This is a genomic window from Porphyromonas cangingivalis, from assembly GCF_900638305.1.
In the GTDB taxonomy this organism is placed as follows: Bacteria; Bacteroidota; Bacteroidia; order Bacteroidales; family Porphyromonadaceae; genus Porphyromonas_A; species Porphyromonas_A cangingivalis.
The window spans coordinates 1,223,487-1,249,139 of the sequence record NZ_LR134506.1; the positions used below are offsets into that span (position 1 = coordinate 1,223,487).

Consider the following 25,653-nt stretch of genomic DNA (forward strand, 5'->3'; position numbering starts at 1 on the left):
AGCTGCTCTCAATTTGTTATAGGATTAAAATACTTGCTTGATCACCTTCACGAAGTGGGGCAACTTCAGATCTCCCTCATCATTGCCCATGAGGACATGTAGCGTATCGTACTCCCGAGTGGGAGAAATATAACGGTCGATGTTGAACGACTGTTTCGACCAAATGAAGCTCCTACGCTTCTTATGTACGGGCTCCTGCGATGTTGCTTGTCTCAGATAAGTGATGAAGTCATCGGGGGAGATGAGTCGCTCCACCTCCACGAGCTTGCCATCGACACTCTCTGAGAAGTAAGTGAGGAAGTAGACGTAGTTACCCACGGTACCACGCTTGCGGACCTTCATGCCACCGGGAGCATCGGTATTGAGTTCATATTCATAGATATCGGTCTCTGTACCATATGGGATCTCTCCCTCCACGGTGATGTGGTATTTATGTCGAGACTTACCCACGGCTTGATCGCCCACGATCGAAGCGATGGTAGCCAGACACTGCCCGATCTTGGCATCGAAGTCGGTATTGTTGTCCACGACACGGAGGTTCTGATGTCCCGTCCAAGCGTTCAATATACGGCTGTCGATCTCTCGTGCAAGCTCCAATCCCTCGTGACGCGCAGCATTGTTTTCGGTCGTGTAAAACTCCTCCGCACCATTAGCTGCTGTCACCATGTGGATCACTGCATCGTAGCGTGCATCACGAAGTGTGACCTCGGGGAGCGAAAGTTCGTCCAACATCGCCTGCCACATATTGCGATCCATGTAGGCCGAGATGTCCATCGTCCCTCTGTCGGCGATGATGATCACGGGTTTGTCCACCGTGCGAGCCAACTCGTAGAAGGTATTTTCCATCTGTATCTGGAACTTCAATATCGACTTCTCAATGTTGTAGAAGTACGTCTTGTCTTCGGTCAGAAAGTTTGCCGAAGCATTCATGAAGAGGGTCGGCACCTCCGGTAGCGTGTACACAAGGAATCCTCTGTCGGTAAATCTCTCGATGATCTTGACAAGCACCGTAGTCTTTCCGGCACAAGGTCCTCCCGTAAGGCAAATACGATATATATTCTGATTCATGTAGTTAGTGGGTAAACGAACGTGTTTAGGATCAGGACATTGATAGTCCTTGACAAAGATACAACATTATTCTGTACGATGACACCCCGAATTCACGATCCACACCTCCCTCCACACCACCTCTCTCTACGAAAAAACTCCTCAAAAACTATACGATTAAGACAATCATGCACTCCGCCATAAAGCATACTCATTGATCTGCCTAAAAAGGTTCATTAGAGAAGAATGAGGTATTAATTCGACTGTGAACTACGCATTTTTCGTAAAAAGAGCTATATTTACGGCAAGAACACTTAGTTTTAATAATCTAATGTTATGAAGAAGTTATTGTGGATGATTGCCCTGCTGGGGCTTGTCATCGGTCAAGTATCGGCTCAAAAGAGCGACATGAGGCATATCGACTCTCTGCTGTCGAGGTCGAAACATACGGAAGCTCTGAGATTTGCGATGAACATACTCTCCGAGAGACCCGATGACATGGCACTGAGGCACAAGGTGGGAGATATACTTGCGGAAGTGGGTGATGCCCGAGGGGCAACGAGAGAGTACGAGCAGGTACTGATCGACTTCGAGCCTAAGGAAGTCATCGAACGAAAGCTGGCACTCCAGCAGTATCGTCTCGGAAAATACTATGATGCCTTGGGGTATCTGCGCTCGATCTTCGCTCGTGGTGACACCACCTTCGTGGACTGTGACTTGGCGGGAAGGATATTCAACCAAATCTTTGAGCCTGACTCTGCGATCATCTACCAGCGAGAGGCTGTCCGACTCGTACCGGGCAGTGCGAACAATGTCATCCGCCTGGCGACCAATTTCCAAGTCCTTGAACTCCCCGATTCTGTCCTCCTCTACACCTCGGCTTACCTGAACCACGACTCCACAAACATCACCGTGCGTGGAATAAGAGGGCTCCAGTACTACAACATCAACAAGATCGATTCGGCGTACCTGGACTTCAAGGTCTTGTACGAGCAGGGCGACCTCAGCCCGAACACTCTGTACTACTATGGCCTATGTCTGAAGGAAAAACGCCAGTTCAGAGAGGCTGCAAAAGTCTTCCTCCTCGGCGACACCGTGACTCAGGGCAAAAACGCATGGATACTCCTGGAACTGGGACACCTGGCCAAACAAAAGATCATCCACCCTACCCCTGCCACAGAATACTACCGCAAGGCGGAAGCGGCCATCAAGCCGGACTCTGCACTCTTCATGCGTGTACAGCAAGAGCTGGCATTTTCGCTCTTTACGGAAAACAAACTCTCCGAAAGTGTCAAACACTGGGAACTCGTCCTTGAAAATGCCCCCAAGCATCCTCAAGCCACCTACGCCATGGGGATGATCTACGGCAAGATGAAAAACGCAAAGCAGGAGAAGCGGTACTACGAACGTTTCCTCAAACTTGTCGCAAACGACCCTCGCATCAGCAAGGAATACGACGGACTCATCGAAGCGGTCAAGGAACGGCTCCAGACCTTGAAAGAAAAGGAGTTCATGGAGCGAAAATAACAGCCACTCACATGCCTTGTCGCCACATACAACTTACCTCTAACGACCGATAAAAGAAAATGGTCTTTCTGCGCACGGAGATTATGAGACAAGGCAGACTTGTCCATAAAAACAAGCTCCTGAGGCATCATGACCCATACACAAGACAAGACTTGTTAGAAAACCTATTGAGTGGGTATTCTTTATGTCTGATAAAAATGTTTCTGTGTATCGACAGAATGAATTCTGTCAGGTGCTGGAATACATTCCGTCACCTGACAGAGTCCCAAAAGATGCAGACAGCAAGACAAGAATATTTGATGGATTCAGGCTCGATATAAGTTCACATTGGACTTAAGTTCACATTGGAAGTGCAAAAAGGGGATATTCCTTGTATATCTCAGAAAAACTTCGTAATATTGCAGTCCGAAAGGGCGTGTTTAGGCACGGCATCCTTTTCCGGTCCTATAGCTCAGTTGGTTAGAGCAACAGACTCATAATCTGGAGGTCCTAGGTTCAAGCCCTAGTGGGACCACTCAAATTCCCTCGTGAGAGAGGCAAGAGAAGTATCTCAAGAAAAGTAAAGGTGTTAAACAGCATAAAATCAACAAGTTGTGTCACATCTCTTTCACTCTATGATATGCTCATCGTAGATATTATTTAGATGTAGTACTAGCTCCTGAAATACTCAGAATTGGCCATAATCTAGCTACAGAAAGTCACCCTCAAAAATATCCTTGCATTTTGTATTCCCTAATGTTGGACTTAATAATTTACTAGAGATTGATTAAGTAAGGACTAAAGTCAGAGAAAAAGTAGGCTGAGACCTTCATCTTTAATACTGTTATCAAATTCCAATCCTCTCACTTTATCCTAACGTCAGTTCGATATAAGAAAGAGATGTAATGTGTTGATTATTATAATATTTTTACGCGGAATTTTTTAGGTGCTTATATTGCTCTCAGATGTCTTTTTATTTGTGTCTACTCCCCCAAAGACTTAGATGTTGGTTCTTCTTTGCGATTATTCTATTGAAATAGAATGTGTAAATGAGCCAACTTACAGTTTTTTTTAACGTCAGTTCGACGTAAGAAAACGAAGAATGAAACAAACTCACAAACCACATTAACTGCCTAATATTGTTGTGGTTATAATTGAAAAAGTGGCAAATTATTTGTATATCAGTATCTGACAATCAAGGTGATACACACAAATAAAACGCCACTTTATGAAGATAAATATAGTTGATATTTTTTGTATGGTAGATGACTTCTCAAAGCTTTTTGACCAAACAATCAAGGAAAAGAGTATAGAAAAGGATGGTAAAAAGCGTAGAAACAGGAAGTCTAGGATGTCTGACGGTGAGGTAATGACCATCCTTATACTCTTTCATCTCTCAAGGTACAGAGATCTCAAGGCTTTTTATCTACAATATATCACCCACTAGTGTCGATCCGAATTTCCTCATCTTGTCTCCTACAATCGATTTGTCGAATTGCAAAGTAAAGTGGGATACAAGCTCATCGCATTCCTGAATATGTGCTGTTTAGGCGAATGTACAGGGATATCTTTTATTGACTCCACACCGCTGAGAGCCTGTCATGTCAAACGAGCTCAAGGACATAAGACAATGAAAGGATTGGCTCGAAAAGGGAAGTGTACCATGGGTTGGTTTTATGGTTTTAAGTTACACATTGTCATCAACGACAAAGGAGAAATCATCAAATACCGGATCACTCCGGGCAATTGTGATGACAGAGAGCCCCTTAAGGACTCGTCTTTCACCAAGAAGCTTTTCGGCAAACTCATCGGAGATAGAGGGTATATTTCCCAAAGTCTTTTTGATCAACTCTTTGTCGATGACATTCATATGATCACAAGAATCAAAAAGAACATGAAGAACTCTCTTATGCATCTTTACGACAAAGTGTTACTAAGGAAAAGAGCTCTCATTGAGACCGTCAATGATATGCTCAAAAACGTCTGTCAGATAGAGCATACACGACATCGTAGTGTCAACAATTTTCTTACCAACCTTATCTCGGGGCTGATTGCTTACAACTTCCTCCCTAAAAAGCCTGAGCTGAATATTGAAATCGTTAGAAAACCAAAACTACCCACTTGCGCTTAAATCGAACTGGCGTTTTTTTAATTATTTTACAGCATATTTTCTTAGATCTAACTGATGTTATACAAGAGTTTAAGCATCTGACTATAGAGCGGCTGTCCAAGAAAATGAATACCTTTATTCATCGTTACATTTTTTGTTTTGCGACAACAAGGTAACGAAATTAGGGCTGACTGCAGATTCAAGTATCAAGTGCAAAATTAGGGTAATAAGCTGAAGAATACTTGAACCGGGGACTTAAAGTTTAGTTTTTCTCTTGGTCTTGCGTTAATTTTGGCACAGTATTCATTGATTTGTTTCTGAGAGATGAGATCAAAATTTGCCATTTTAGGGATGTATTGCCTGAGCAATTTATTGGTGTTCTCGATGGCCCCTTTTTGCCAAGAAGAATAAGGATCAGCGAAGAATACAGGGACACCGAGCCGATCCGTGATCTTCCGATGCCCTGAAAATTCACTTCCATTATCGGTCACAATGGTCTTGATGACAGCCTTATAGGGGACGAGTAGAGCCCACAGTTTTCGATTCACCTCTTGGGCGGATTTATCTTTGAGTTTGGCCGCCCAAATCATGTTGGTCATTCGATCCGTGACGGTGAGTATGGCACCTCTGCCCCCACAGCCTACGATAAGATCCATCTCTAAGTCTCCAAGCCTCTTACCATCAGCCTCCTGAGGTCTTTGATGAATACTTACACGTTCAGGAATGTTCGTGACTTTTCCTACCGGGCGAGATCGTCGCTTGAGTTTGTGTCTGCAGTGCTTATAGAGAGATCCTCCATTGGTCTTGTCTTCTCTTATCCAACGGTATATGCTTTCATGAGAGACCTTTTCGCCTTGAAGTGAGAGATAACCGGAAATTTGCTTCGGAGACCATTGTTTTTCTTCCAGAAGCCTCAGGGATTTCCTTTTGATACTCTCGCATATGCGCCTGTTCCTACGCACCCGTTCTTTGCGAATGTCCGCATATTCCTGCGCAGTCTCAGGGTTATAGCTCTTTCGTTTTTCTGTGCTGTTACGAGCTATCTCCCGAGAAATAGTGCTCGGAGAGACTTCGAGTTGTCGGGCAATTTCTGAACGATTCAAGCCTGCTCGAAGAAATGCCGAGATGTCATATCTTTGTTGTCGGTTCAGTTGTTTGTACATCGCAAATTAAAGATAATTGAACTACTTGGAGAGGTACATCAGGATCTCTCCTTTTCTTTTATCTTGAACCTGCAAATACAGGGGGAGGTTTCCCCTTGTAACCCCCTCGGTGGTCTAGGGGGCTGACGCTTTATTCATATTGGAAGGTTTTGCACTTCCAATGTGAACTTAAGGACTTCCTGATAAAGAAGTCAGCCCTTTAATTTTAAATGAACAAAATACTTTTCTCTTACTGCAATGAAAAATATTAGGCAGTTAATCCGGCTGATGAGGTAGTTTTATTCATCGTTTTCTTACGTCAAACACACGTTAAAGCCAGACGAGATGCAGTCCTTAGTACTGGTCAGAAGTAATTCAATAGATTGATCAGCAAAACAAGCTACGTGACAGAACAAATTTTCAGAAGTATTCGTCGGAAGTTTGCTGGCAGATAATATCGCCGAGGATTAGAAAGAATGGTCTATCCCTTACGTTTTTTTAGGACACGACACGTAGTAGTTATTCGAAAATAGCTAACTTTATGCACAATATAGTACACAAATAACAGACTCATATTGGACTCTAGTATTTTACCCGATATAAAACCTCCCATAGCAATTGATCTTTTTGCAGGGTGTGGAGGACTATCTCTTGGTCTTAATAGGGCTGGGTGGAAGTCATTGTTTGCTATTGAGAGAAGCCCAGAAGCATTTGCCACCCTAAAACACAATCTTATTCACAAAACCAATGAACCTCATTTTATCTGGCCCCAATGGCTTCCGGTAAAGAATTGGGAAATTAATGAGTTTATTGCGACATATACCGAAGAGTTGTGTAGGCTAAAAGGGCGTGTCGATCTAGTTGCAGGAGGGCCTCCCTGCCAAGGCTTCTCAATGGCAGGCAGAAGAAGAGAAGATGACAGCAGAAATAAGCTTGTACTATCTTATCTTGATATTATACAAAAAGTGATGCCTAAAATCGTTTTCTTTGAAAACGTTAAAGGGTTTACACTTCCCTTCCAAAAATCAAAAGCACAGAACCGTAAGATTACCTATGCAGATGAGGTTAAGTCATGCCTAGAAAAGCTAGGCTATATCGTTGACAAACAGACTATTAACTTTGGAGACTATGGAGTCCCTCAGCGTAGAGCTAGATTTATTTTGGTCGCACTCTCTAAAGAACACTTCGGAGATAATCGATCTCTAGCCAAGAGATTCTTTGAGCAACTAGAAGCTCAAAAGGAAAACTTTCTCCAACATAAAGGACTTAGCGTTGGGACTACACTAGAAGAAGCTATTTCTGATCTTAGGGCTCTTCATGGGAAAAAGAAGCTATCTCCTAAAGATAAATTTGAATTTGGATTATATGGAAAAACGGAAGATAGTTCCTACCAGAAACTTATGAGAACAGGCGTTTCTAAAAATGATAATATACCAGATAGTCATCGATTCGCAAACCACTACCCATCTACAATATCCAAGTTCGAAGAGATTCTCAGTTTAACTCAAAGCGACCGTAACCTCTGCATTAATGATGAGATTAAGAATAAGTTTAGCATCAAGAAGCATACTATTATCCCTTTGAGTTCTAGTGACAAGGCTCCAACGATAACAACTCTACCCGATGATTACATTCATTACGAGGAACCACGAATTCTTACAGTAAGGGAATATGCGAGAATTCAGTCATTTCCAGACAGCTATGAATTTCAAGGAAAATACACTACAGGAGGTAAGCTAAGGAAACAGGAAACCCCACGCTATACGCAGGTAGGAAATGCAATACCTCCTCTATTTGCCGAACAAGCAGGATTGGTACTTAAAGAAATGCTACGACATGGGAGAGACTCTTAACTTCAAGGTTAGCACAGGACTAAAAAGTATTCTAGGGCAAGATCTTATTACCGATGACTATGTTGCCATTCTAGAGCTTGTCAAAAACTCCTACGATGCGGGAGCGAGGAAGGTTATCATTACATTTGAGTCGGACTCTATTATCATCGCAGATGACGGCAAAGGAATGACTCTGGATGATATAAGAGACAAATGGCTATTTATTGCCTATTCGGCCAAGAAAGCAGCCTCCGAAAGTTCTTATCGAGATCATCTAAGACGCCACTATGCAGGTGCTAAGGGCATTGGACGTATGTCTTGTGATCGTCTGGGAAAGAAGCTAATCCTAGAAACTTGTCACGAAAAAGGAGAGTTTGAAAGACTATACATAGATTGGAGTTTATTTGAGCAGGATCAAAATAAAGAGTTCGCAGAGATTGGCCTTCCTCATCAAACCTCGGAAAGAGAACCAATATTTCCCAACAGTGCTGTTACTGGCACAAGGTTACAACTCTTCGAGCTACGAAAGGTCTGGGACAGAGAAGACAAAAAGAGACTTAGGCGATCTCTAGAGAAGATGATTAACCCATTCTCTGAGATTGATGATTTTGAGATTGTGGTTATTTCTGAGAATGACAAGTTTCAAGATACCCGAGAGACTGAAGACTACAACAAGATTAATGGACCTATCAAGAATAACATCAGGGAGATTTTGGAGATTAAAACTACCGAAATCAAAAGTTGGACTACAAAGGAGCATATACACACCAGAGTCAGCGACCGTGGAGAGCTGATGTATGAAATCTTTGAGCCAAATCCTTACGACCACGTGAAGGAGGCGACTATAAGTCTGTTTTATCTGAATAGGGCTGCCAAAGTAAACTTTAGTCGGAGGATGGGGGTAACCCCAACTCAGTATGGCTCCATATTCCTATTTCGAAACAACTTCCGAATCTTGCCCTATGGTGACGTTGGAGATGATAGTTTTGGCTTGGACCGCCGAGCTATGCAGGGCTACAATCGATATATAGGTACCCGAGATTTATTCGGACGTATAGATTTGCATACTGACGATTTAGAACGCTTCAAAGAAGTTTCTAGCCGAAATGCTGGTCTTATAGACAATAAGGCGAGCCGAGAGTTGTTTGAGTATTTCGAAATCACTCATCGTCGACTTGAGAGATATGTTGCAGGGGTTTTGTGGGGGGATAAATTCCTTAGCCGTGAATACTTCAAGAGTATGGCTGATGCAGACAAAGCTAGGAAAGAGCTTCAAAATAACGAAAGAGAAAGCGAGACAACTTCTCACCTGTATCATAGTCCCGGAAGTAGGGTGGATTTTATGCAACTAGTCCGAAGCTTGGCTCAGGACAAGAATATTACAATCGTTCGATACAATGAGGCATTAGCCAATATTGTATCCAACGCTAAAGAGTATGAATTGCTCCAAGATAAACTTTTGGCAGACTTTGAAGACTTGGCAAATAAAACTAGCAGTCAATCTCTAAAACAAAGTCTAAGCAATGCCAAAGCGACACTGGAGCAATTGGCACAACATAAGGCAGAGCTAGAGCAACAACTTAAAGATGCTGAGGTACGGCGTAATGCAGCTGAGCGACTAGCAAAAGAAAGTCAAAAACAGAAGGAAGAAGCTGACAAGAAAAAGCAAGAGGCTGAGAAAGAACGTGATGCTCAAATCGTAAAGAATCAGTATCTATCTTCTGTCAGAAATACATCTAAGGAGGTTGAGGACATTGTACACACGATACTGATTTCCTCTACCAACCTTTCATCTATCATCAATCTAGTATCGATGTCGTTAGAGGAGCTTGGTGTACATCAGGCGGAGCTATCTCAACAGCTAGATAGAGCCAGATTTCAAATTGAACGTATCGTGAAACTGGCTTCAATGGTTACCAAGGCCGATAGCGCTTTACTCCGTGAAGCCTCTAGAGTAGACCTCAAAGAGTATATTAGAGAGTACCTAGACAATTTTAGGGCGTCACTTAATATCTCAATCGTAGATAAATCTAACGGAGAACTCCTCAAACGTCTTCCTCTACTAGAGCTATCAGTAGTCCTTGATAATCTAGTCAGCAATGCTGTCAAAGCTGATGCCAAGAAGCTACTTGTGATTTTCCACAGCACAGATGATAGGGCCATATCTATAGACTTTGCTGATGATGGATGTGGCGTTGATTTAGCTTTATTCACTCCTAAGACTATATTTGAGGAGGGTGTTACCAACCGCAGAGGAGGATCTGGTATAGGTCTAAGCACTATTAAAGAGCAAATGAAGAGAAACCTTAATGGCGATATTGAGTTTCTGGGTAATGGTCTACATTTTCCCACAGGTGCAACATTTAGATTAATTTTGAAGTAATGGTGGAGATGAGAATATTAGTCATAGACGATGCTGACATGTCTGACAGTTTGAACTCCTTAAAAAGGAAACTCTCTAGAGATAAGATTAACCTAACATCGAGCGTTATACATCTAAATAATCGGAGATACTACAATCTCGATAGCAAGTTAGACTTATCTCCTATAAAAGAAGAAGTAAATCAAGTCAAGCAACAGGGTAGGTTTGATCTGATTATGGTCGATTACAATTATGGAGAGGACTGTGAGCTAAATGGTCTATCAATTATTCAAGAACTTAGAAAGATTTTCCATAAAACAAGAATTATCTTATATAGTGGTTCAAGGAAGGACGTGATAAAATACATCATTGAAAGCAGTGGTATTCTCAGCGAAAAGGACACTATTGACTACGACGAGATGGTGAAACACATAAACAATCTCATGGAGATGAAAATTGAGACATTCATCCAACGAAATAACTTCGAAAGTGAAGCAATAAAAGTACTTAAACAAAATAGTTGCAAAGATGTTAAAGAACTACTTATGGATAAGTTGTCCCTGTACCCCAACTTAGTTGTGCATGACCAAGGAGTGCGTGGGATTGGAGGCAAATCACTAAAAGATGTTGTAGAGGCTCTAGGTTCTGACGATCAAACTCAAAATTGGCTAGATGAAATACTAGATGAATTTATAGCCTATTTAACCAAGATTTATGAGTAAAATAGTCTGTGTTTATCCAACTGATGACACAACGGATTTTCTTGGGCCAATCACAGATGTACTAAAGGCACAAGGAGCAATTATCATCAGAGGAGATACCACTGAGGAGGGACATCGAAAGGAAATAGCAGATCAGATAAAGGAGCTAACAGAGCAAGATATTTTTGTCTTTATGGGGCATGGTACGAGCTATTGTTTATATGGCACTCCTCAAAGTGATGAGGATCAACCTCTCTTTGGAGATAAGCGACTAGCTATTCCTAAGTGTCATGGGAGCTTACTTATTTCGTGTAGATCGAGTGAGTTCATAAAATCCAAGAGGTTAGTAAACTCAATTGGGTTCGGGGAAATCCCCGCTACTTGGGAGGAAATACTAAGACTTAGGAATGAAAATTCGAATTGTTATTCAGGAATAGATAAGGATACAATTCCAACGTATCAAGATAGCTTTATCAAAGCTCTATGTAAGGCTCTGCAGTTATGGGATCCGTCTAGTCAGACATTGCGCCAACTATACCAGAATATTCAACTCTGTATTACAGGACAAATAGTTCGACATCTTCTTGATAAAGAGTCCTTACTCTTAAAACAAAGGCAAGGTCTCTTTGAGATGCTCTATGAATTGAAGCAAGAGACTGATTTCCGTGAGAGTTAATACAAAACTAAATATTATAATAATCAACACATTACATCTCGTCCTTATATCGAACTGACGTTAATTAACGTCAATTCGACGTAAGCAAACAAAGAATGAAACTATGTCACCAACCATATTAACTGCCTAATATTGTTGTGGTTATAATTGAAAAAGTGGCGAATTATTTACATATAAGATTCTAATAACCAATTAGATACGCAAATATCAACCTAAATAAATTATGAGCGAGTCATAAGCCGTTGAGTTATACAGCCCAACGAAAAAATAGGATTTTTAATCCCCACCTTGCCCCTAATTGTTGTCATCCGGAGGCGGTGTGAAGGGTTCGTTAAGCCACTTTTCAAGATCAATTTTGGTAAAAGTGTTCAGCCTTAACGACACGACAAGGTTTGCCAGCCCCCATTTGTAACGAGCAGTATGCTTTAACCAACAGAGTAGCAACATTGTTGTTAGGGCAGTCCATATCGACGTCTCCACAGCAGGTAGTGTCCGAAAAAGTGTGTAAGGTTAGTTCTCCCTTTTTCCCCTGGGGCATGCCCCGGGGGGAAAAAACTTTGAGTTTTTCGTGTTATTACTCATTACTCATTTATTTGGTGCTCCACTCTTGGAAATAGGGTAACCTCCTTGCGTAAGTCTTTTCGGTCATTTCTCGGGCTACAGAGCCCAAGAGAAAGACGACGGCATCAGCCGAGGGTAGAGCCCCACGCATACGCAGCGTGCGCTTATAGCTCCGATTGAGACGCTCCACCCAATTCGTCGAGTAAATCATACGACGAACACCCTCCGGGAACATCAGGTAAGTGAAGTAGCCTATATTGCGAGGTGCCGACAAGGAGAGCAGGCTCCGGTAGCTTTTCCCCCAACGTTCTGCAAATGTACACAATTTCTCAAATGCTTTGATGGGTGTAAGACTTGTACCCGAGATCGGAAACAAGTCATCCAACTCCTGCCTCATCCGATCCTTGTCCCTCTTCGATACGGCATTAAGTGCGTGACGTTTGAAATGAACGACACACAGCTGATGGGAGGAGTGAGGGAAAGCCGAGGCGATGGCTCGTTCAATCCCCTGTAAAGCATCTGAGATGATCAGGTCTATACGTTCGACTCCACGTGTTTTGAGGGCTTTCAACTCTGCCTCCCAATTCAACGCTCCTTCCGTGGGATGATTCACCACACAAAGAACCTCCCGACTACCGTCAGGAAGCAACCCCAACATCGTGTAATAGGCTTCCTGAGCCACACGATCATCCCGCCGTGTGTAGGCAAAGGTAGCATCGATGTACACGGCCAAATAGTGGGGCGACAGTTGGCGTTCCAACCACTTGTAGATCTCCTCTTTACTCGTGTTGGTGAGATAACTGACTTGCTGCTTGCTATAGTGATAGCCGTAGATCCGTTCGCACACCGAACCAATGTCTTCGCACGAAAGGCCTCGGGTATAAAGCTCGTGAAACAACAAGGCTCGTTCGCTCTCTTGGCTGGAGAGAATACCCAAAATCAGGGGCTGAAAATTCCCTGAACGAGTACGTGGAATGCGAAGCTCAAAGCTACAGCCATAGCCCCGCCATCGATGGGGACGGAAACCATTGCATTGTTCACCCTCATGCTCTTCGACAAAGAGAGCACGTTCTTGCTTTGAGAAGGTGTTCAATAGTACACGGATAAGTTCTTAAGTTCACATTGGAAGTGCAAAACCTTCCAATATGAATAAAGCGTCAGCCCCCTAGACCACCGAGGGGGTTACAAGGGGAAACCTCCCCCTGTATTTGCAGGTTCAAGATAAAAGAAAAGGAGAGGTCCTGATGTACCTCTCCAAGTAGTTCAATTATCTTTAATTTGCGATGTACAAACAACTGAACCGACAACAAAGATATGAAATCTCAGCATTTCTTCGAGCTGGTTTGAATCGTTCAGAAATTGCCCGACAACTCGAAGTCTCTCCGAGCACTATTTCTCGGGAGATAGCTCGTAACAGCACAGAAAAACGAAAGAGCTATAACCCTGAGACTACGCAGGAATATGCGGACATTCGCAAAGAACGGGTGCGTAGGAACAGGCGCATATGCGAGAGTATCAAAAGGAAATCCCTGAGGCTCTTGGAAGAAATGCAATGGTCTCCGAAGCAAATTTCCGGTTATCTCTCACTTCAAGGCGAAAAGGTCTCTCACGAAAGCATATACCGTTGGATAAGAGAAGACAAGGCCAATGGAGGAGCCCTCTACAAACACTGCAGACACAAACTTAAGAAACGATCTCGCCCGGTAGGAAAAGTCTCGAACATCCCTGACCGTGTAAGTATTCATCAGAGACCTCAGGAAGCTGATGGTAAGCCTTAAGTTCACATTGGAAGTGCAAAACCGCCGAATATAGAATAAAGCGTCAGCCCCCTAAACCACAGAGGAGGTTACAGCCTGAATTCACAATCTAGTGGGACCACACGAAACAAAAAGCATCAATACATCCTATGGTATTGATGCTTTTGTCATTGTAGCACACACCCTCAAGAGTATAAAAAGAGAGTGCCGCCGTCAAGTCTGATATCATTATACTATATAATAATGTGTGAGAAGCAGAAATTATGACTATTTTTGCACCCATATTTGACAAGCACGCTCAAGAATAATATAGTATTATGGCAAAAAATCTCCTCATAGTAGAGTCTCCTGCAAAGTCCAAGACGATCAGTAAGTTTTTGGGAAGTGACTTCAATGTCCTATCCAGCTTCGGACATATACGTGACCTGAAAACCAAGGGCATGGGTGTCGATGTAGACAACCACTTCGCTCCCGAATATGAGGTATCTGAGGACAAGAAAAGCATCGTCAAGGAGCTCAGAGCCGAAGCTCAAAAGGCAGAAACCGTATGGCTCGCGTCCGATGAGGACCGCGAAGGGGAAGCCATAGCTTGGCACCTTGCGGAAGTCCTTGACCTCGATGTGTCCAACACAAACCGCATCGTCTTCCACGAGATCACCCCAAAGGCGATCAATGCCGCACTTGAAAATCCTCGTACCATCGATATGAAGATGGTCGATGCTCAGCAGGCTCGCCGTGTGCTTGACCGTATCGTGGGGTTTGAACTTTCGCCCGTACTGTGGACGAAGGTGCGCCCTTCTCTCTCTGCGGGCAGGGTACAGTCCGTGGCGGTGCGTATATTGGTGGAGAGAGAGAGAGAGATCAATGCCTTTGAAGCAGAAAGTAGCTATCGCATCCGTGCGACATTTGTAACGGGTTCGGGGGAGCAGTTTGAGGCAGATGTGGATCGTCGCCCCAAGACATTGGATGAGGCAAAGGAGATACTTTCTTCGCTCGTGGGTGCGACATACAAGGTGCAGGACATCGAGGTAAAGCCCACAAAACGCCACCCTGCAGCCCCCTTCACAACGTCAACTCTCCAGCAGGAGGCTTCACGTCGCCTGGGGCTATCTGTGACACAGACGATGCGTATTGCTCAGAGCCTCTACGAAGCGGGACATATCACTTATATGCGTACAGACTCGGTGAACCTCAGTTCGTTTGCCATAGGTGCAACTATTGAAGAAGTAGAAAAAGAGTACGGCAAGAAGTATGTCAAAGCACGCAACTTCAAGACGTCAACCAAGGGAGCTCAGGAAGCGCACGAGGCGATCCGTCCCACTCATGTCGAAAAGATCGTGGCCGGCACAACCAAGCAGGAGAAGGCGATCTATGACCTGATCCGCAAGCGCACAATGGCATCGCAAATGGCGGATGCAGAGCTTGAGCGCACACAGCTGGACATCGTGAGCTCGACAGGCTTGAAGTTTGTCGCTCGTGGCGAAGTAATCACTTTCGATGGCTTCTTGAAAGTGTACCTTGAGGGCAACGACGATGAGTCGACAGAGTCGGATGTCATGCTCCTTCCGAAAGTGACGAAGGGTGAAGCTGTCGAGGCGGACAAGGTCTTGGCGACAGAGAGATTTACCCAACGTCCTCCGAGATATACCGAAGCGGCTCTCGTCAAGAAGATGGAGGAGCTGGGCATCGGTCGTCCGTCAACCTATGCGCCGACGATACAGACAATACAGAAGCGTGGCTACGTGGAGCGTAAGACCATAGAAGGTGTACAGCGTACTTACAATGAGATACTTCTCTCAGACAACAAGATAAAGATCTCTGAGAAGAGCGAGGTCTACGGTGCCGACCGCCAAAAGTTGGTGCCCACCGATGTGGGTATTGTCGTGAACGACTTCCTCGTCGAATACTTCCCAAAGGTGTTGGAGTACAACTTTACCGCAAGGGTTGAGAAGGAATTCGACAGCATCGCTGAGGGGAAGAAGCAGTGGAACGACGTCATCAAGGACTTCTACGACATCTTCCACGACAATGTGGAGAGTGTCAAGTCCGAGCGTATGGATCGCCGTGTCGGAGAACGAGAGATTGGCACCGACCCATCGACAGGTCAGCCTGTGTTTGCAAAGATAGGTCGATTCGGACCTATGGTGCAGATCGGGGAGTCTTCGACAGACGGTGACAAGCCACGCTTCGCATCGATACCCTCAAGCTTATCCTTGGAGACTATCACTCTCGAAGAGGCATTGGTGCTCTTCACCCTTCCGAGGAGTCTGGGTGAGTACAAGGGTGAGACCCTCGAGGCGAATACAGGGCGTTTCGGTCCTTACGTGCGCTTCGGCAAACTATTTGCCAGCATCCCGAAGGATATGAACCCTTACGAGATCACACTCGATCAGGCGATAACGTTGGTGAATGCAAAGATCGAGGCGGAGAACAACAAATTCATCGCTTCGTTCGGCGAAGACAAAGAGCTGATACAAGTGCTCAACGGTCGCTTCGGACCATACATCTCTTACAAAAAGAAAAACTTCAAGATCCCCAAAGGCACAGATCCCCAAACCCTCGATGAGGCTACTTGTCGCAAACTCATAGAGGAGAGCAGCAAAGAGACTAAAGATAAAAAGGAGTCAGGGCGCAAGACGAAGACGACAAAGAAAACAACAAAGTCAACCGCAAAGAAAGCATAAACACCAAGACTCATGACAACAGCAGAAGATTATTACCTACTCATCGACACCTCGACAGATGTGTGCTCGGTGGCATTGGCGACGGAGCAAGGCACCGTAAGTCAGGAGATAGAGCAAGGAGGTAACAAACATTCGGCCCTCATCGGTGACTTTGTGTCCAAGATCCTTCGGGACCTGCCTGAGGACAAAAGTCTCAAGGCTGTCGCACTGGCCGAAGGCCCCGGATCATACACCGGACTTCGCATTGCTGCAGCCTTTACCAAGGCATTCTGCATGATACGTCGCATACCACTCATAGCCATCCCCACCCCCGAAGTCATGGCTCATAGAATCCTTACCCTTCATCCCGAGCTGTGCAGCGACGAGGCACTACTTATGCCGATGATCGATGCTCGTCGCATGGAGGTCTACACAGCCCTTTACGACAACGAAGGGAAGCCCGTATCTGACATCCAAGCGACTATTCTTGATGATAATGGATTGTCTCCATTTGTGGAGAAAATAGGAGACAAGACCGTCCTTTACTTCGGTGACGGTGCAGAGAAAGGACAGGAGGTTATGTCACGTCTCTTCCCACGCTCTATCTACATCGGAGGCATCATCCCTGAAGCACAGGGTCTGCTGAAGCCTATGCTCAGTCGCCTCTCTCAGGGGGAGACGTGCGACATTGCCTACTGGACTCCCCTATACCTCAAAGAATACGAAGCAAAAATCAGCACAAACAAGGTTCTTGGCGAACACCGCACAAAGTAACTATGGGGACATCGTACAGCATCACGGAACACTTCGGAAGCAATCTTGCCGAACTATTATCGGAGAAGATCAAAACGGTATTTCCGGCTTTTGATGACAAGACTTTCATCTCAGAAGTGACCGAAGAGGTCATCGACCGCACCTATACCGAAAGAATACTGATTATCTCCCAAGCATTGAGACGGCATCTTCCACAAGACTACCCTGAAGCCATATCCATCCTTGTATCCATCCTTGGAGAAGAGAACCCCAACGAAACAGGGATGTTTACCCACTTCTATTGGGTGCTGCCGATAGGGAAGTTCATCTCCGAATATGGCTTGGCACACTTCAATATCTCCATCAAAGCAATAGAAGAAGTGACAAAGCGAAACACAGGGGAGTATGCTATCCGTCCCTTCGCCCAAAAGTACCCCGAAGAGACACTTAAGGTCTGCAAGTCCTGGGCAACAGCTCCTTCATTCCACCTGCGACGTCTGGCAAGTGAAGGACTACGCCCAAAACTACCTTGGGCACCAAAGCTGGAAACTTTTATCGACAACCCCGATCCGGTACTCGAGATCCTCGAACTCCTCAAAGAGGACGAAGTGATGTTCGTCAAACGCTCCGTGGCCAACCATCTCACAGACTGGCTCAAGGTCAACCCCTCGGCCGTCCGTTCCCTCATCGAACGTTGGAAAACATCCTCCAACAAACACACGCAGTGGATCATCAAAAGAGCCACACGAAAAATCAGTTGAAGAAAAGACCAATAAAAGTCTCTGAACCTGAAGCAAAACCAGAACAAATAAAAAAGAGGCTACAAATAGTATTCTAATAGACACTATTTGTAGCCTCCTTTTATACGGAAATGGCTGTCCGATAATCCTCGTTATCCCCAGCAAACCGGTCAAAGATAGATGAATCTGAATCCATCCATACACCGATGAGATAACTTTCCAACGAGAAAACTGCATTTTCAGAAAACAGAAATTCCTCAAGACATTGTTTTGCCTTGAGGAATTTCTGTCAATTATCATACAAATCTTTCTGAGATAAAAGCAAAAAGAGAAGTGGTCTTTTTGAAGACTACTTCTCTTTTGATAGTTGCGGAGGCAAGATTCGAACTTACGACCTTTGGGTTATGAGCCCAACGAGCTGCCACTGCTCCACTCCGCGATCTCAATTGTGATGCAAAGATACGTAGAATATTTCAAACCTCCAAATATGGGACACCACGTTCTGATTAAAGAATTAAGTAATGTATTGCTTATTATCATGTTTGATTTCCCAGAAAATAGCGTTAATATGGGCAATATTATTACTGAGAAATGCGGTCACTTACATTACATAAGTAACATTAAGAGAAATATTGTCCCATAAAAACACCATAAGAAAAGGAGCTGTGTCAAAGATGAGTTCTTGACACAGCCCCTTACTTTATATTATTCCATTTTATAGAAAGTTACTTATTCTCCTTATATGTGAGAACAATATCAGGAATACCCTGAGAACTGCTCACTTTCTCCAAGCGGAATTGTTTTTGCTCTGGAGTAGTACCAGGTTGAAGCCTTATGTAGGCAATAGAATACTCACCTTGATTTGTCCAATGATTTGTACGAGAACGGAAGTATCCATCCAAATACACAGTATTGATAAAGAAGTGAGTTTGGCTAGGATTAGACGCTTTACCATTACTTGTAGACTGTTGATCACCTGCAGGGGTTGTCTTATGAGCACTGATGTATCCATAAGGCTGCTTTAAAGCCTTTTCATGTGTCAATGGCTCAGCATAGACATACTCCAAAGGCTTACCATCTGTCCCTGTGAGAGATGAAGTGATCATCCACTGTTCACACATCAAATCAAGCCTGAAGTGACTATAATCTAACTCACCTTCCGCAGCAAGGAAGAGCCCTGTAACAGGATTAAACTTATACAACGTAATACTCTTGACATAAGGACCTATATGGAATGGAACCATCTTACAAACCCCGTTCCAGTATGCTCTAACACCATAATAAGTATCATCTTGAGCTACCGTAGCATAGTTATCCTTTTCATCCCAGAAATCTTCAAAGCCACTCTTTGCACCTACAAGATTACGAATCATATAACGACCGATTCTGACTCTGAAAATTCGGTCAAAACGACGGTCTTGCTTTTCGTTGGCTGAGCTCTCATTATAGTTATAAAGCTTGCGACTCATATTGATGGTACCAACAGGATCCAAATGATTTGCAACACGATATCCAGACACAGGGATATTAGCCACATTAGGAAGATAATTCGGCAAATCTCTCCAAGGACCACCAGGCTCTAACTGACGCTCTATTCTGAAGAAAAGACCATGATACCCTGTCAATCGGTGAGAAATCTCACTCTTAGCAGTTACCTCTGTATTGAGTACGATACGCGTCTTAATCTGGTTAGGCACATACGTGTTGGAAGCAGACTGCTTAGTTACTCCGTTGATAGTAACTTCCTTGACATAGCCCCAACGTTTCTCGACTTCAGCAATCAGAGGTAGCTTCTCACGAGGGATGGAGAATTGTCCCTTGTTATCTGTAACAAATGCATACTCGTCAGTATCAGGAAGACCTGGTAAGCCCTTTACTCTGACACCGGCACCTACCTTATTACCGTTATCATCATAGACAGTATAAGTAACACTACCATCTATAGTATTGACATACTCCCCAAATTCCTTTTGAGAATATTCTGCAACGACATTAGGAATACCCTTGATGATAATCACAGTCGCACCCGGCTTACCTGGTTCGCCTGGCTTACCATCGGTACCATCACCACCGTCTGCACCTCTGAGGTATTCCCAGAAGTCTTGAAGTGTATCTCTATTCTTATCCCAAGCCTCTCCTGTCTTATGATCCCGAAGAGGATCCGAGGTATCAGCTCTTCTCTTGAGCTCTTCTTTCCAGAGTTGATATGCAGATAGACCATCTGTACCATCTGTGCCATCTGTACCGTTCCTACCGTCTTTACCAGTCAAGTACTCGAAGAAGTGGACTTCGCTGATCTTATTTTTAGGCCAGTCAGTTCCGGGATTTTTAGGATCTTCAAGGCCGGCCTCAACCAGCTTTTTCCATATCTCGTAAGCTGACTTACCGTTATTACCATCGTCTCCTTTATCTCCATTAGCCCCTCTTAGATACTTCCAATAATCTTCAATAGTATCTTTATCTTTTGGCCATGGGGTACCATCGACATGATTTATGATTTTACCGGCTTTGAGGTCTATATACCAGAGTTCGTAAGCTGACCAACCGGTGTTTCCATTGTCTCCATCAGGTCCTTGAGCAGGAATTCGTGTATCGATCTCACCGATCCACCAATTGCCATTCTTGCCAATAAACGGAGTTAGCCCATCTTTGCCATCCTTACCGTCTTTACCTTTAAGGTACTGGAAGTAATGTTCGATCTCGAGCCTATTCTTGTCCCACTCAATGAGTCCATCGAGGACATTTTTTTTCCAGACTTCGTAAGCGGATCTTCCATTCTTACCATCCTTACCATTGACTCCATGAGCATAGACACCGGTATCCACTGTGCCTATCCACCAGTTACCATTCTCTCCGATACGTGGGGTCTTACCATCACGTCCGGTGATATAGTCCCAAAAGTCTGCTTCTGTGTTACGTTCAGGTGGCCACATCTCCGATGGGTTGTGAGGATTCGGAGCTTTTCCATCAGCGATGATCAGTTTCCAATTTTCGTAAGCTGAAAGTCCATCATCACCCTTGTCTCCTTTCGGACCCTTGATGTAGATGAGGTAGTCCGATATCTCGACCTTGTCTTTAGACCAATTGATCTTGCCATCGATGACATCCTTCTTCCACACTTCGTACGCAGACCTCCCCTTAGGACCCTTAGGACCATATGGTAGATCAAAGCGCATATTGCCACAGGAAGATGCTACAAAGATGAGAAGCAACACCCAGACGTATGATAGTGCTTTTTTTGTCATAAGCATGAGTTATTTATGTTTATTCTTTTCTGTTTGTGAGAGGGTGCGTAGGGCGGAAGCTCCTACCACCCTCTCCTGGGAGGGATGTCAGGATATACCGGACTTGAGTGTATAACACACACGTAAGACCTCACACATCCTGACACCCTCTTTCAGAGAGATGTGTATTACTTGAGATATTCCCAGTAGTCCATATTGATGACCCTTTCGATGGTCACCTTACGGTCACCGCGACGAGTATTGTCAGGAGCACTTGGAGCGACATAAGAGATCTTCTTACCCACCCCTCTTGACTTGAGCATATCTTTAGGTATACCCCTTTCAAGAAGAGCATCGACGAGAGCCTTAGCACGACGCTCAGACAGACCGATATTGTATCTCTCCGATCCTCTTGAGTCGGTATAACCGATGATGAGGTATTTGCGTGTCAAATCTTGCTTCAAGATATCTGCTATCTGATCAACAATAGGTAGAGACTCTGCTGTAATATCGGATTTATCAAACTCGAAGTAAACATAGTTAAAGAGTTCACACAAATTGCTTTCAGGAACTTCTACAATAGGAGCAGGAATGTGCTTTTCGACAATCCTCTCTCTTTCGACTATCTTTTCAACAGTACGATACTCTGGTTTAGGTCTCTTGGACTCACCACAGAAACGGAAGATAAGTCTTGCCGTACCTTGCCAAATGTTTGCGACATTGGCATGTGGCATATAGAGATAGTCTGCTTGAAGACCTATACCGACCTTGTCTGACATCCACATATTTACACCTGTACCAAAAGCGACAGGGAAAAGTTGCTTCAAGTCAGCACCACTCTTATTATGATCAAGGTCAAAGTTCCAAGCCATCTGAGTGCCATTGAACTGCTCAGTGCCGTTGTAGAACTGATTAAATGTCTTGTACATATAGTTACCACCTACACGGAAGAATGGATCAATGTACTTTGACTCGAAATATTCACCGAGACGCCACTGAAGACCGATACCTCCCATATAGAGAAATCTATCCTCCTTACCACCCTTTATAGGATCTTGAGCATAACCGACTGTACCTTGAAGATCAAGGAAAAAGTAACGGCTCAATTGGCGCGCAAGGTATATATTTCCACCGAAGAGAACATCTCTCTTGTTTACATCAATACCATAACCACCATTCGCTGTTTTATTGGTGAAGTCAAGGACACTCATTCGAGTCATGTGAAGGGCCGATCCACCGACACCAAACTCCCAAGCTCTCTTATACTTCTGACTCTCGTTCTGTTGAGGCTCTTCCGTGTGATACGTCTGTGCAAAAGCCTGAGACGTACAGAACAACAAAGAGGCTCCGAGAAGATATTTAGAAATATTATGCATCATATTCTTGTTTCTTTCTGTATTTAGTTTGCATTATAAGTCACCTGAGGGTTTCTTAAAGTAGACTTTATCAAATCCACTTTATACTGATTATTTGCCTCATTAGTAGCCGAAAGAGTACCATAAACCATATTATCAGGATATACATAGCTTTGGAGAGATCTCACTGTAATACGAGAATTCAAGTAGACAGTGTTTGCCTGATAGCCGGTATTACCATCTGGTGCAGATGGGTTCTTATTACTTTCAGCAAGCTGTGTGCCTGCGGCAGTCTGAAGAGCAAATCTGATGTATGTAACGGCAAGCTTTTTAGCCTCTGCTTCAGGTATAAGCTGTGGACTCAATACCACGACACCACTACGTTCTTCCAATACAAGAAATTTCTTATATATCTGATTATATTTAATATCGTCATAGTGGAACTGCCCTGTTGCCTTGACAAAGAACACAGCATCATTGTTTATGGTCTTCTGTTTAGTATGCAAGGTAATACACTTCAACATAGGTGGAGCTTGATATGGAGCCATTTCACACACACCATTCCACTGTACCAATTCACCGTAGTATTCGGTCTTTTGCTTCACTGTGAAATAGTTCTTCTGCTTATCCCAAAATGTCGCATAATCATTTTTAAAGTCATATGCATTCTCCATCACATAACGCTTAGGTTCAACCTTAAAGAAGTCAGTCGCTCTTTTAGCCACAACAAGTTCTTGAGCCATCTGTATTGTGTTAGGATTTGCATCTGTAGTACGATAAGCAGCGAACTCAATCTCAGTCACCGCAGGAAGATAACTTGGAAAGTCAGTCCAGGGATCGTTTGGTCCGATTTGTCTTTGGATGCGGAACGTGAGAATGTGGTTTCCCGTCAAGAGAGGCTTATTTTCATCCACTGTGGTATCATTAGGACCGACAACGATAAGACGAGTCTTCATCCTATTGGGGACATAGGTGTTAGTTGCCGAAGCCTTTCCAGGTTTACCCTTGATGACCACTTCCTTTGTTGCACCCCAGCGAGACTGAAGGTCATGAATCCATGGAAGGTCTTCTTTAGGGACAAAGATTTCACCCTGATCGTTAGCCGTATATACTTTATCTTGGTTGGGAAGCCCCGGAAGCCCCTTAACAGTCGCTTCTGGCGCAGGATTACCGGACTCATCGTAGACAATGTACTTCACACCACCTGTGGTTGTTTCGATATACTCACCATATTCAGCTTGAGAGTACTGAGCGATGACGTTAGGTACGCCTGAGATGACTTCAACCTTAGCACCGGGCTTACCAGGCTCGCCAGGCTTACCATCAGCACCATCCTTACCATCCTTACCGCGTAAGAATTCCCAGAAATCTTGAAGCGTATTTTTATCCTTTGGCCAAACCTCACCGGTGCGGTGGTTTTTCATCGGATTAGGGCCATCAGCACGGTCAGCAAGATCCTTTACCCACAATTCGTAAGCGGTCAAGCCATCCTTACCATTGGTTCCATTCGTACCATTCTTGCCATCTTTACCCATGAGGAACTTATAGAAGTCGACCTCTGTAATCTCTGTAACAGGCCACTTTTGACCAGGGTTACGAGGGTCATCAAGTTCTTGTTTCTTGACCATCTCCACCCACAATTCGTAAGCTGATTGGCCATCGACACCATCGTTACCCTTGTCGCCCTTTTTGCCCTTGAGGAATCTCCAGAAGTCCTCTTGAGTATCTTCATTAGGGGGCCAAGGCAATCCGGTATTAGGATCTTTGATCTTACCATCTTTGAGATCTTGCTTCCAAAGTTCGTATGCCGACTTACCGGAATAACCATCTCTACCATCTTCTCCACGAGCAGGAACACCTGTATCGACATTACCGATCCACCAGTTACCGTTCTCTCCGATATGAGGAGTGATGCCATCCTTACCGTCTTTACCATCTTTACCCTTGAGGAACTGGAAGAAGTGCTCTACTTCGACTCTATCCTTGTCCCAAGCGATACGTCCTTCAAGGACCTCTTTCTTCCAGATTTCGTAAGCGGAAAGACCGTCTTTACCATCCTTGCCATCCTTACCTCTTGCAGACACACCGGTATCGACATTGCCGATCCACCAATTACCGTTATCTCCGATGTGAGGCGTCTTACCATCACGACCGGTGATAAAGTCCCAGAAGTCAGCCTCGGTATTACGTTCTTTCAACCACTTCTCACTTGGGTTATGTGGGTTAGGCACATCTCCCTTAGAGATTAGTTCTTTCCAGAGCTCATAGGCAGATTTTCCATTTTGCCCTTTGTCTCCTTTTTCCCCCTTTATCCATACGAGAAAGTCTGCAATAGTAACCCTGTCTTTTGGCCAGTTCACATTACCTGCCTCAACTTGTTGCTTCCAAACCTCATAAGATGAGTCACCATCATCCCCCTTCAAACCCGGAGGGAGATTGAAATTCAGATTGCTACATGAGTACAGTGTACATGTTAGCAACAGTACCAAAAAACTAAAAAATGTCTTCTTGGTCATACTTTGAAAAGTTTTTAGTTGTGAAATAATTACTTAATATCTTTTCCTATCAGAGGGTTATCTGTGTAGTAACAACTCCCTCTTTAGTAAAATCATGTAGTATAAGTGCGATTTTTTCGTTTGAAAAAGACTTATTTAGATCTCATAAGAAACGTACCTCCCCAAAGGAAATCTTTCACACGGTGTTCAACGAGAACGTAAGTCTATATAAGTTTTTATCGTTTTTTCTATAAAGTCGCAGAGATCTAATGTTGGCAAATATAGATTTCTCTGCAGTAACTGTTTTTTTACTTTACACCAAAAGGAGTAGCATTATCTCAAAATTTGACGAGTCATAGAAAGAGACCAATCAAGAGAAATAATGATTTCCCAAAGGTGTGTTGATTTATATTCTGTCAAATCCGTAAACATGCCAAACATTGCATACAGACCCTCCCTAAAACAATAGTTTTTATTTTTTAACTACTCAAAACTCCTACCCTTATCAATTTAATCAGCTAAGCCAAAATCAAATTGACACAAATAAGCTAAAAGTTTTATGTTTTTTATACGTAGTATAAATATCAAAAGTAATGGTTACTCCGGTACAAAAGTAGCAAATGTGGTTGGATAAACAAGAGGGCAATATATCTAACACTCACTTGAAAATCACGACAATTCATCTCTACCAAAGGCTTTCAAAGAGATACACAACAATTCACCAAAAAT

The 25,653-nt window shown here is 43.8% G+C and carries 13 protein-coding genes, 2 tRNA genes and 4 pseudogenes; 11 read left to right on the forward strand and 8 right to left on the reverse strand.

The window, feature by feature from the left end; translation table 11 throughout:
- Positions 1 to 24: 24 nt before the first annotated feature.
- On the reverse strand, positions 25 to 1,068 hold the full coding sequence (locus tag EL262_RS05100; RefSeq protein ID WP_025839479.1) for an ATP/GTP-binding protein: 1,044 nt from the start codon (positions 1,066 to 1,068) through the stop codon (positions 25 to 27).
- A 315-nt stretch (positions 1,069 to 1,383) separates the two neighbouring features.
- Between EL262_RS05100 and EL262_RS05105 the strand changes: the two genes are divergently transcribed.
- From EL262_RS05105 to EL262_RS05115, 3 genes and pseudogenes are all read left to right on the forward strand, one after another.
- Positions 1,384 to 2,574 carry a tetratricopeptide repeat protein gene (locus tag EL262_RS05105; protein WP_078735963.1) on the forward strand — a complete coding sequence of 397 codons (1,191 nt, stop codon included), beginning with the start codon at positions 1,384 to 1,386 and terminating at the stop codon, positions 2,572 to 2,574.
- A gap of 440 nt (positions 2,575 to 3,014) precedes the next feature.
- A tRNA-Ile gene (locus EL262_RS05110) sits at positions 3,015 to 3,088 on the forward strand.
- 693 nt (positions 3,089 to 3,781) lie between these two features.
- A pseudogene (locus EL262_RS05115) lies at positions 3,782 to 4,684 on the forward strand (IS982 family transposase).
- A 197-nt stretch (positions 4,685 to 4,881) separates the two neighbouring features.
- Here EL262_RS05115 and EL262_RS05120 read toward each other — a convergent pair.
- Positions 4,882 to 5,826: an IS30 family transposase gene (locus EL262_RS05120; RefSeq protein WP_126464364.1), complete on the reverse strand. Its 945-nt coding sequence runs from the start codon at positions 5,824 to 5,826 to the stop codon at positions 4,882 to 4,884.
- Positions 5,827 to 6,380: 554 nt separating this feature from the next.
- Here EL262_RS05120 and EL262_RS05125 point away from each other — a divergent pair.
- From EL262_RS05125 to EL262_RS05140, 4 genes are read left to right on the forward strand one after another with little or no spacing between them, the layout of a single operon-like run.
- A complete protein-coding gene (locus EL262_RS05125; RefSeq protein ID WP_234394792.1) occupies positions 6,381 to 7,658 on the forward strand; it encodes a DNA cytosine methyltransferase in 1,278 nt (425 codons plus the stop codon).
- A complete protein-coding gene (locus tag EL262_RS05130; RefSeq protein ID WP_025839595.1) occupies positions 7,642 to 10,020 on the forward strand; it encodes an ATP-binding protein in 2,379 nt (792 codons plus the stop codon). Before EL262_RS05125 ends, EL262_RS05130 begins: the two co-directional genes overlap by 17 nt.
- Entirely contained in the window at positions 10,020 to 10,721 is a 702-nt protein-coding gene (locus EL262_RS05135) for a response regulator (RefSeq protein ID WP_025839593.1), read from the forward strand. The genes EL262_RS05130 and EL262_RS05135 overlap by 1 nt, the downstream gene beginning before the upstream one ends.
- Positions 10,714 to 11,376, forward strand: a complete 663-nt coding sequence (locus EL262_RS05140; RefSeq protein ID WP_025839591.1) for a hypothetical protein — start codon at positions 10,714 to 10,716, stop codon at positions 11,374 to 11,376. Before EL262_RS05135 ends, EL262_RS05140 begins: the two co-directional genes overlap by 8 nt.
- A gap of 294 nt (positions 11,377 to 11,670) precedes the next feature.
- Here the strand turns inward: EL262_RS05140 and EL262_RS10150 are convergent.
- Both EL262_RS10150 and EL262_RS05150 read right to left on the reverse strand, forming a co-directional pair.
- Positions 11,671 to 11,868 (reverse strand): annotated as a pseudogene (locus EL262_RS10150) (IS4 family transposase); the annotation flags it as partial.
- Between the two features lie 97 nt (positions 11,869 to 11,965).
- Positions 11,966 to 13,048 (reverse strand): annotated as a pseudogene (locus EL262_RS05150) (IS256 family transposase); the annotation flags it as partial.
- 172 nt (positions 13,049 to 13,220) lie between these two features.
- On the opposite strand from EL262_RS05150, the pseudogene EL262_RS05155 reads away from it, so the two are divergent.
- From EL262_RS05155 to EL262_RS05170, 4 genes and pseudogenes are all read left to right on the forward strand, one after another.
- Positions 13,221 to 13,709 (forward strand): annotated as a pseudogene (locus EL262_RS05155) (transposase); the annotation flags it as partial.
- A gap of 302 nt (positions 13,710 to 14,011) precedes the next feature.
- Positions 14,012 to 16,378, forward strand: a complete 2,367-nt coding sequence (gene topA / locus EL262_RS05160) for a type I DNA topoisomerase (RefSeq protein WP_078735970.1) — start codon at positions 14,012 to 14,014, stop codon at positions 16,376 to 16,378.
- A 12-nt stretch (positions 16,379 to 16,390) separates the two neighbouring features.
- Positions 16,391 to 17,131, forward strand: a complete 741-nt coding sequence (gene tsaB / locus EL262_RS05165; protein ID WP_025839408.1) for a tRNA (adenosine(37)-N6)-threonylcarbamoyltransferase complex dimerization subunit type 1 TsaB — start codon at positions 16,391 to 16,393, stop codon at positions 17,129 to 17,131.
- A gap of 2 nt (positions 17,132 to 17,133) precedes the next feature.
- Entirely contained in the window at positions 17,134 to 17,871 is a 738-nt protein-coding gene (locus EL262_RS05170; protein ID WP_025839406.1) for a DNA alkylation repair protein, read from the forward strand.
- Positions 17,872 to 18,217: 346 nt separating this feature from the next.
- Here the strand turns inward: EL262_RS05170 and EL262_RS05175 are convergent.
- The 4 genes from EL262_RS05175 to EL262_RS05190 all read right to left on the reverse strand — a co-directional run bounded on the left by EL262_RS05175 (position 18,218) and on the right by EL262_RS05190 (position 24,945).
- Positions 18,218 to 18,289 (reverse strand) — tRNA-Met (locus EL262_RS05175).
- A 286-nt stretch (positions 18,290 to 18,575) separates the two neighbouring features.
- Positions 18,576 to 21,095 carry a hypothetical protein gene (locus tag EL262_RS05180; RefSeq protein ID WP_126464367.1) on the reverse strand — a complete coding sequence of 840 codons (2,520 nt, stop codon included), beginning with the start codon at positions 21,093 to 21,095 and terminating at the stop codon, positions 18,576 to 18,578.
- 167 nt (positions 21,096 to 21,262) lie between these two features.
- Positions 21,263 to 22,453, reverse strand: a complete 1,191-nt coding sequence (locus tag EL262_RS05185; protein WP_051522823.1) for an OmpA family protein — start codon at positions 22,451 to 22,453, stop codon at positions 21,263 to 21,265.
- 20 nt (positions 22,454 to 22,473) lie between these two features.
- The gene (locus EL262_RS05190) at positions 22,474 to 24,945 is read right to left on the reverse strand and encodes a collagen-like domain-containing protein (RefSeq protein ID WP_051522822.1); all 2,472 of its coding nucleotides are present in this window, start codon (positions 24,943 to 24,945) and stop codon (positions 22,474 to 22,476) included.
- Between the last annotated feature and the right edge of the window lie 708 nt (positions 24,946 to 25,653).

Excerpts from the sequence above, each read along its gene's own strand:
- EL262_RS05170 (WP_025839406.1), top strand. The coding sequence starts at position 17,134 with ATGGGGACATCGTACAGCATCACGGAACACTTCGGAAGCAATCTTGCC.
- EL262_RS05100 (WP_025839479.1), bottom strand. The coding sequence starts at position 1,068 with ATGAATCAGAATATATATCGTATTTGCCTTACGGGAGGACCTTGTGCC.
- EL262_RS05120 (WP_126464364.1), bottom strand. The coding sequence starts at position 5,826 with ATGTACAAACAACTGAACCGACAACAAAGATATGACATCTCGGCATTT.
- tsaB (WP_025839408.1), top strand. The coding sequence starts at position 16,391 with ATGACAACAGCAGAAGATTATTACCTACTCATCGACACCTCGACAGAT.
- topA (WP_078735970.1), top strand. The coding sequence starts at position 14,012 with ATGGCAAAAAATCTCCTCATAGTAGAGTCTCCTGCAAAGTCCAAGACG.
- EL262_RS05105 (WP_078735963.1), top strand. The coding sequence starts at position 1,384 with ATGAAGAAGTTATTGTGGATGATTGCCCTGCTGGGGCTTGTCATCGGT.
- EL262_RS05130 (WP_025839595.1), top strand. The coding sequence starts at position 7,642 with ATGGGAGAGACTCTTAACTTCAAGGTTAGCACAGGACTAAAAAGTATT.
- EL262_RS05140 (WP_025839591.1), top strand. The coding sequence starts at position 10,714 with ATGAGTAAAATAGTCTGTGTTTATCCAACTGATGACACAACGGATTTT.
- EL262_RS05135 (WP_025839593.1), top strand. The coding sequence starts at position 10,020 with ATGGTGGAGATGAGAATATTAGTCATAGACGATGCTGACATGTCTGAC.
- EL262_RS05180 (WP_126464367.1), bottom strand. The coding sequence starts at position 21,095 with ATGACAAAAAAAGCACTATCATACGTCTGGGTGTTGCTTCTCATCTTT.
- EL262_RS05185 (WP_051522823.1), bottom strand. The coding sequence starts at position 22,453 with ATGATGCATAATATTTCTAAATATCTTCTCGGAGCCTCTTTGTTGTTC.
- EL262_RS05190 (WP_051522822.1), bottom strand. The coding sequence starts at position 24,945 with ATGACCAAGAAGACATTTTTTAGTTTTTTGGTACTGTTGCTAACATGT.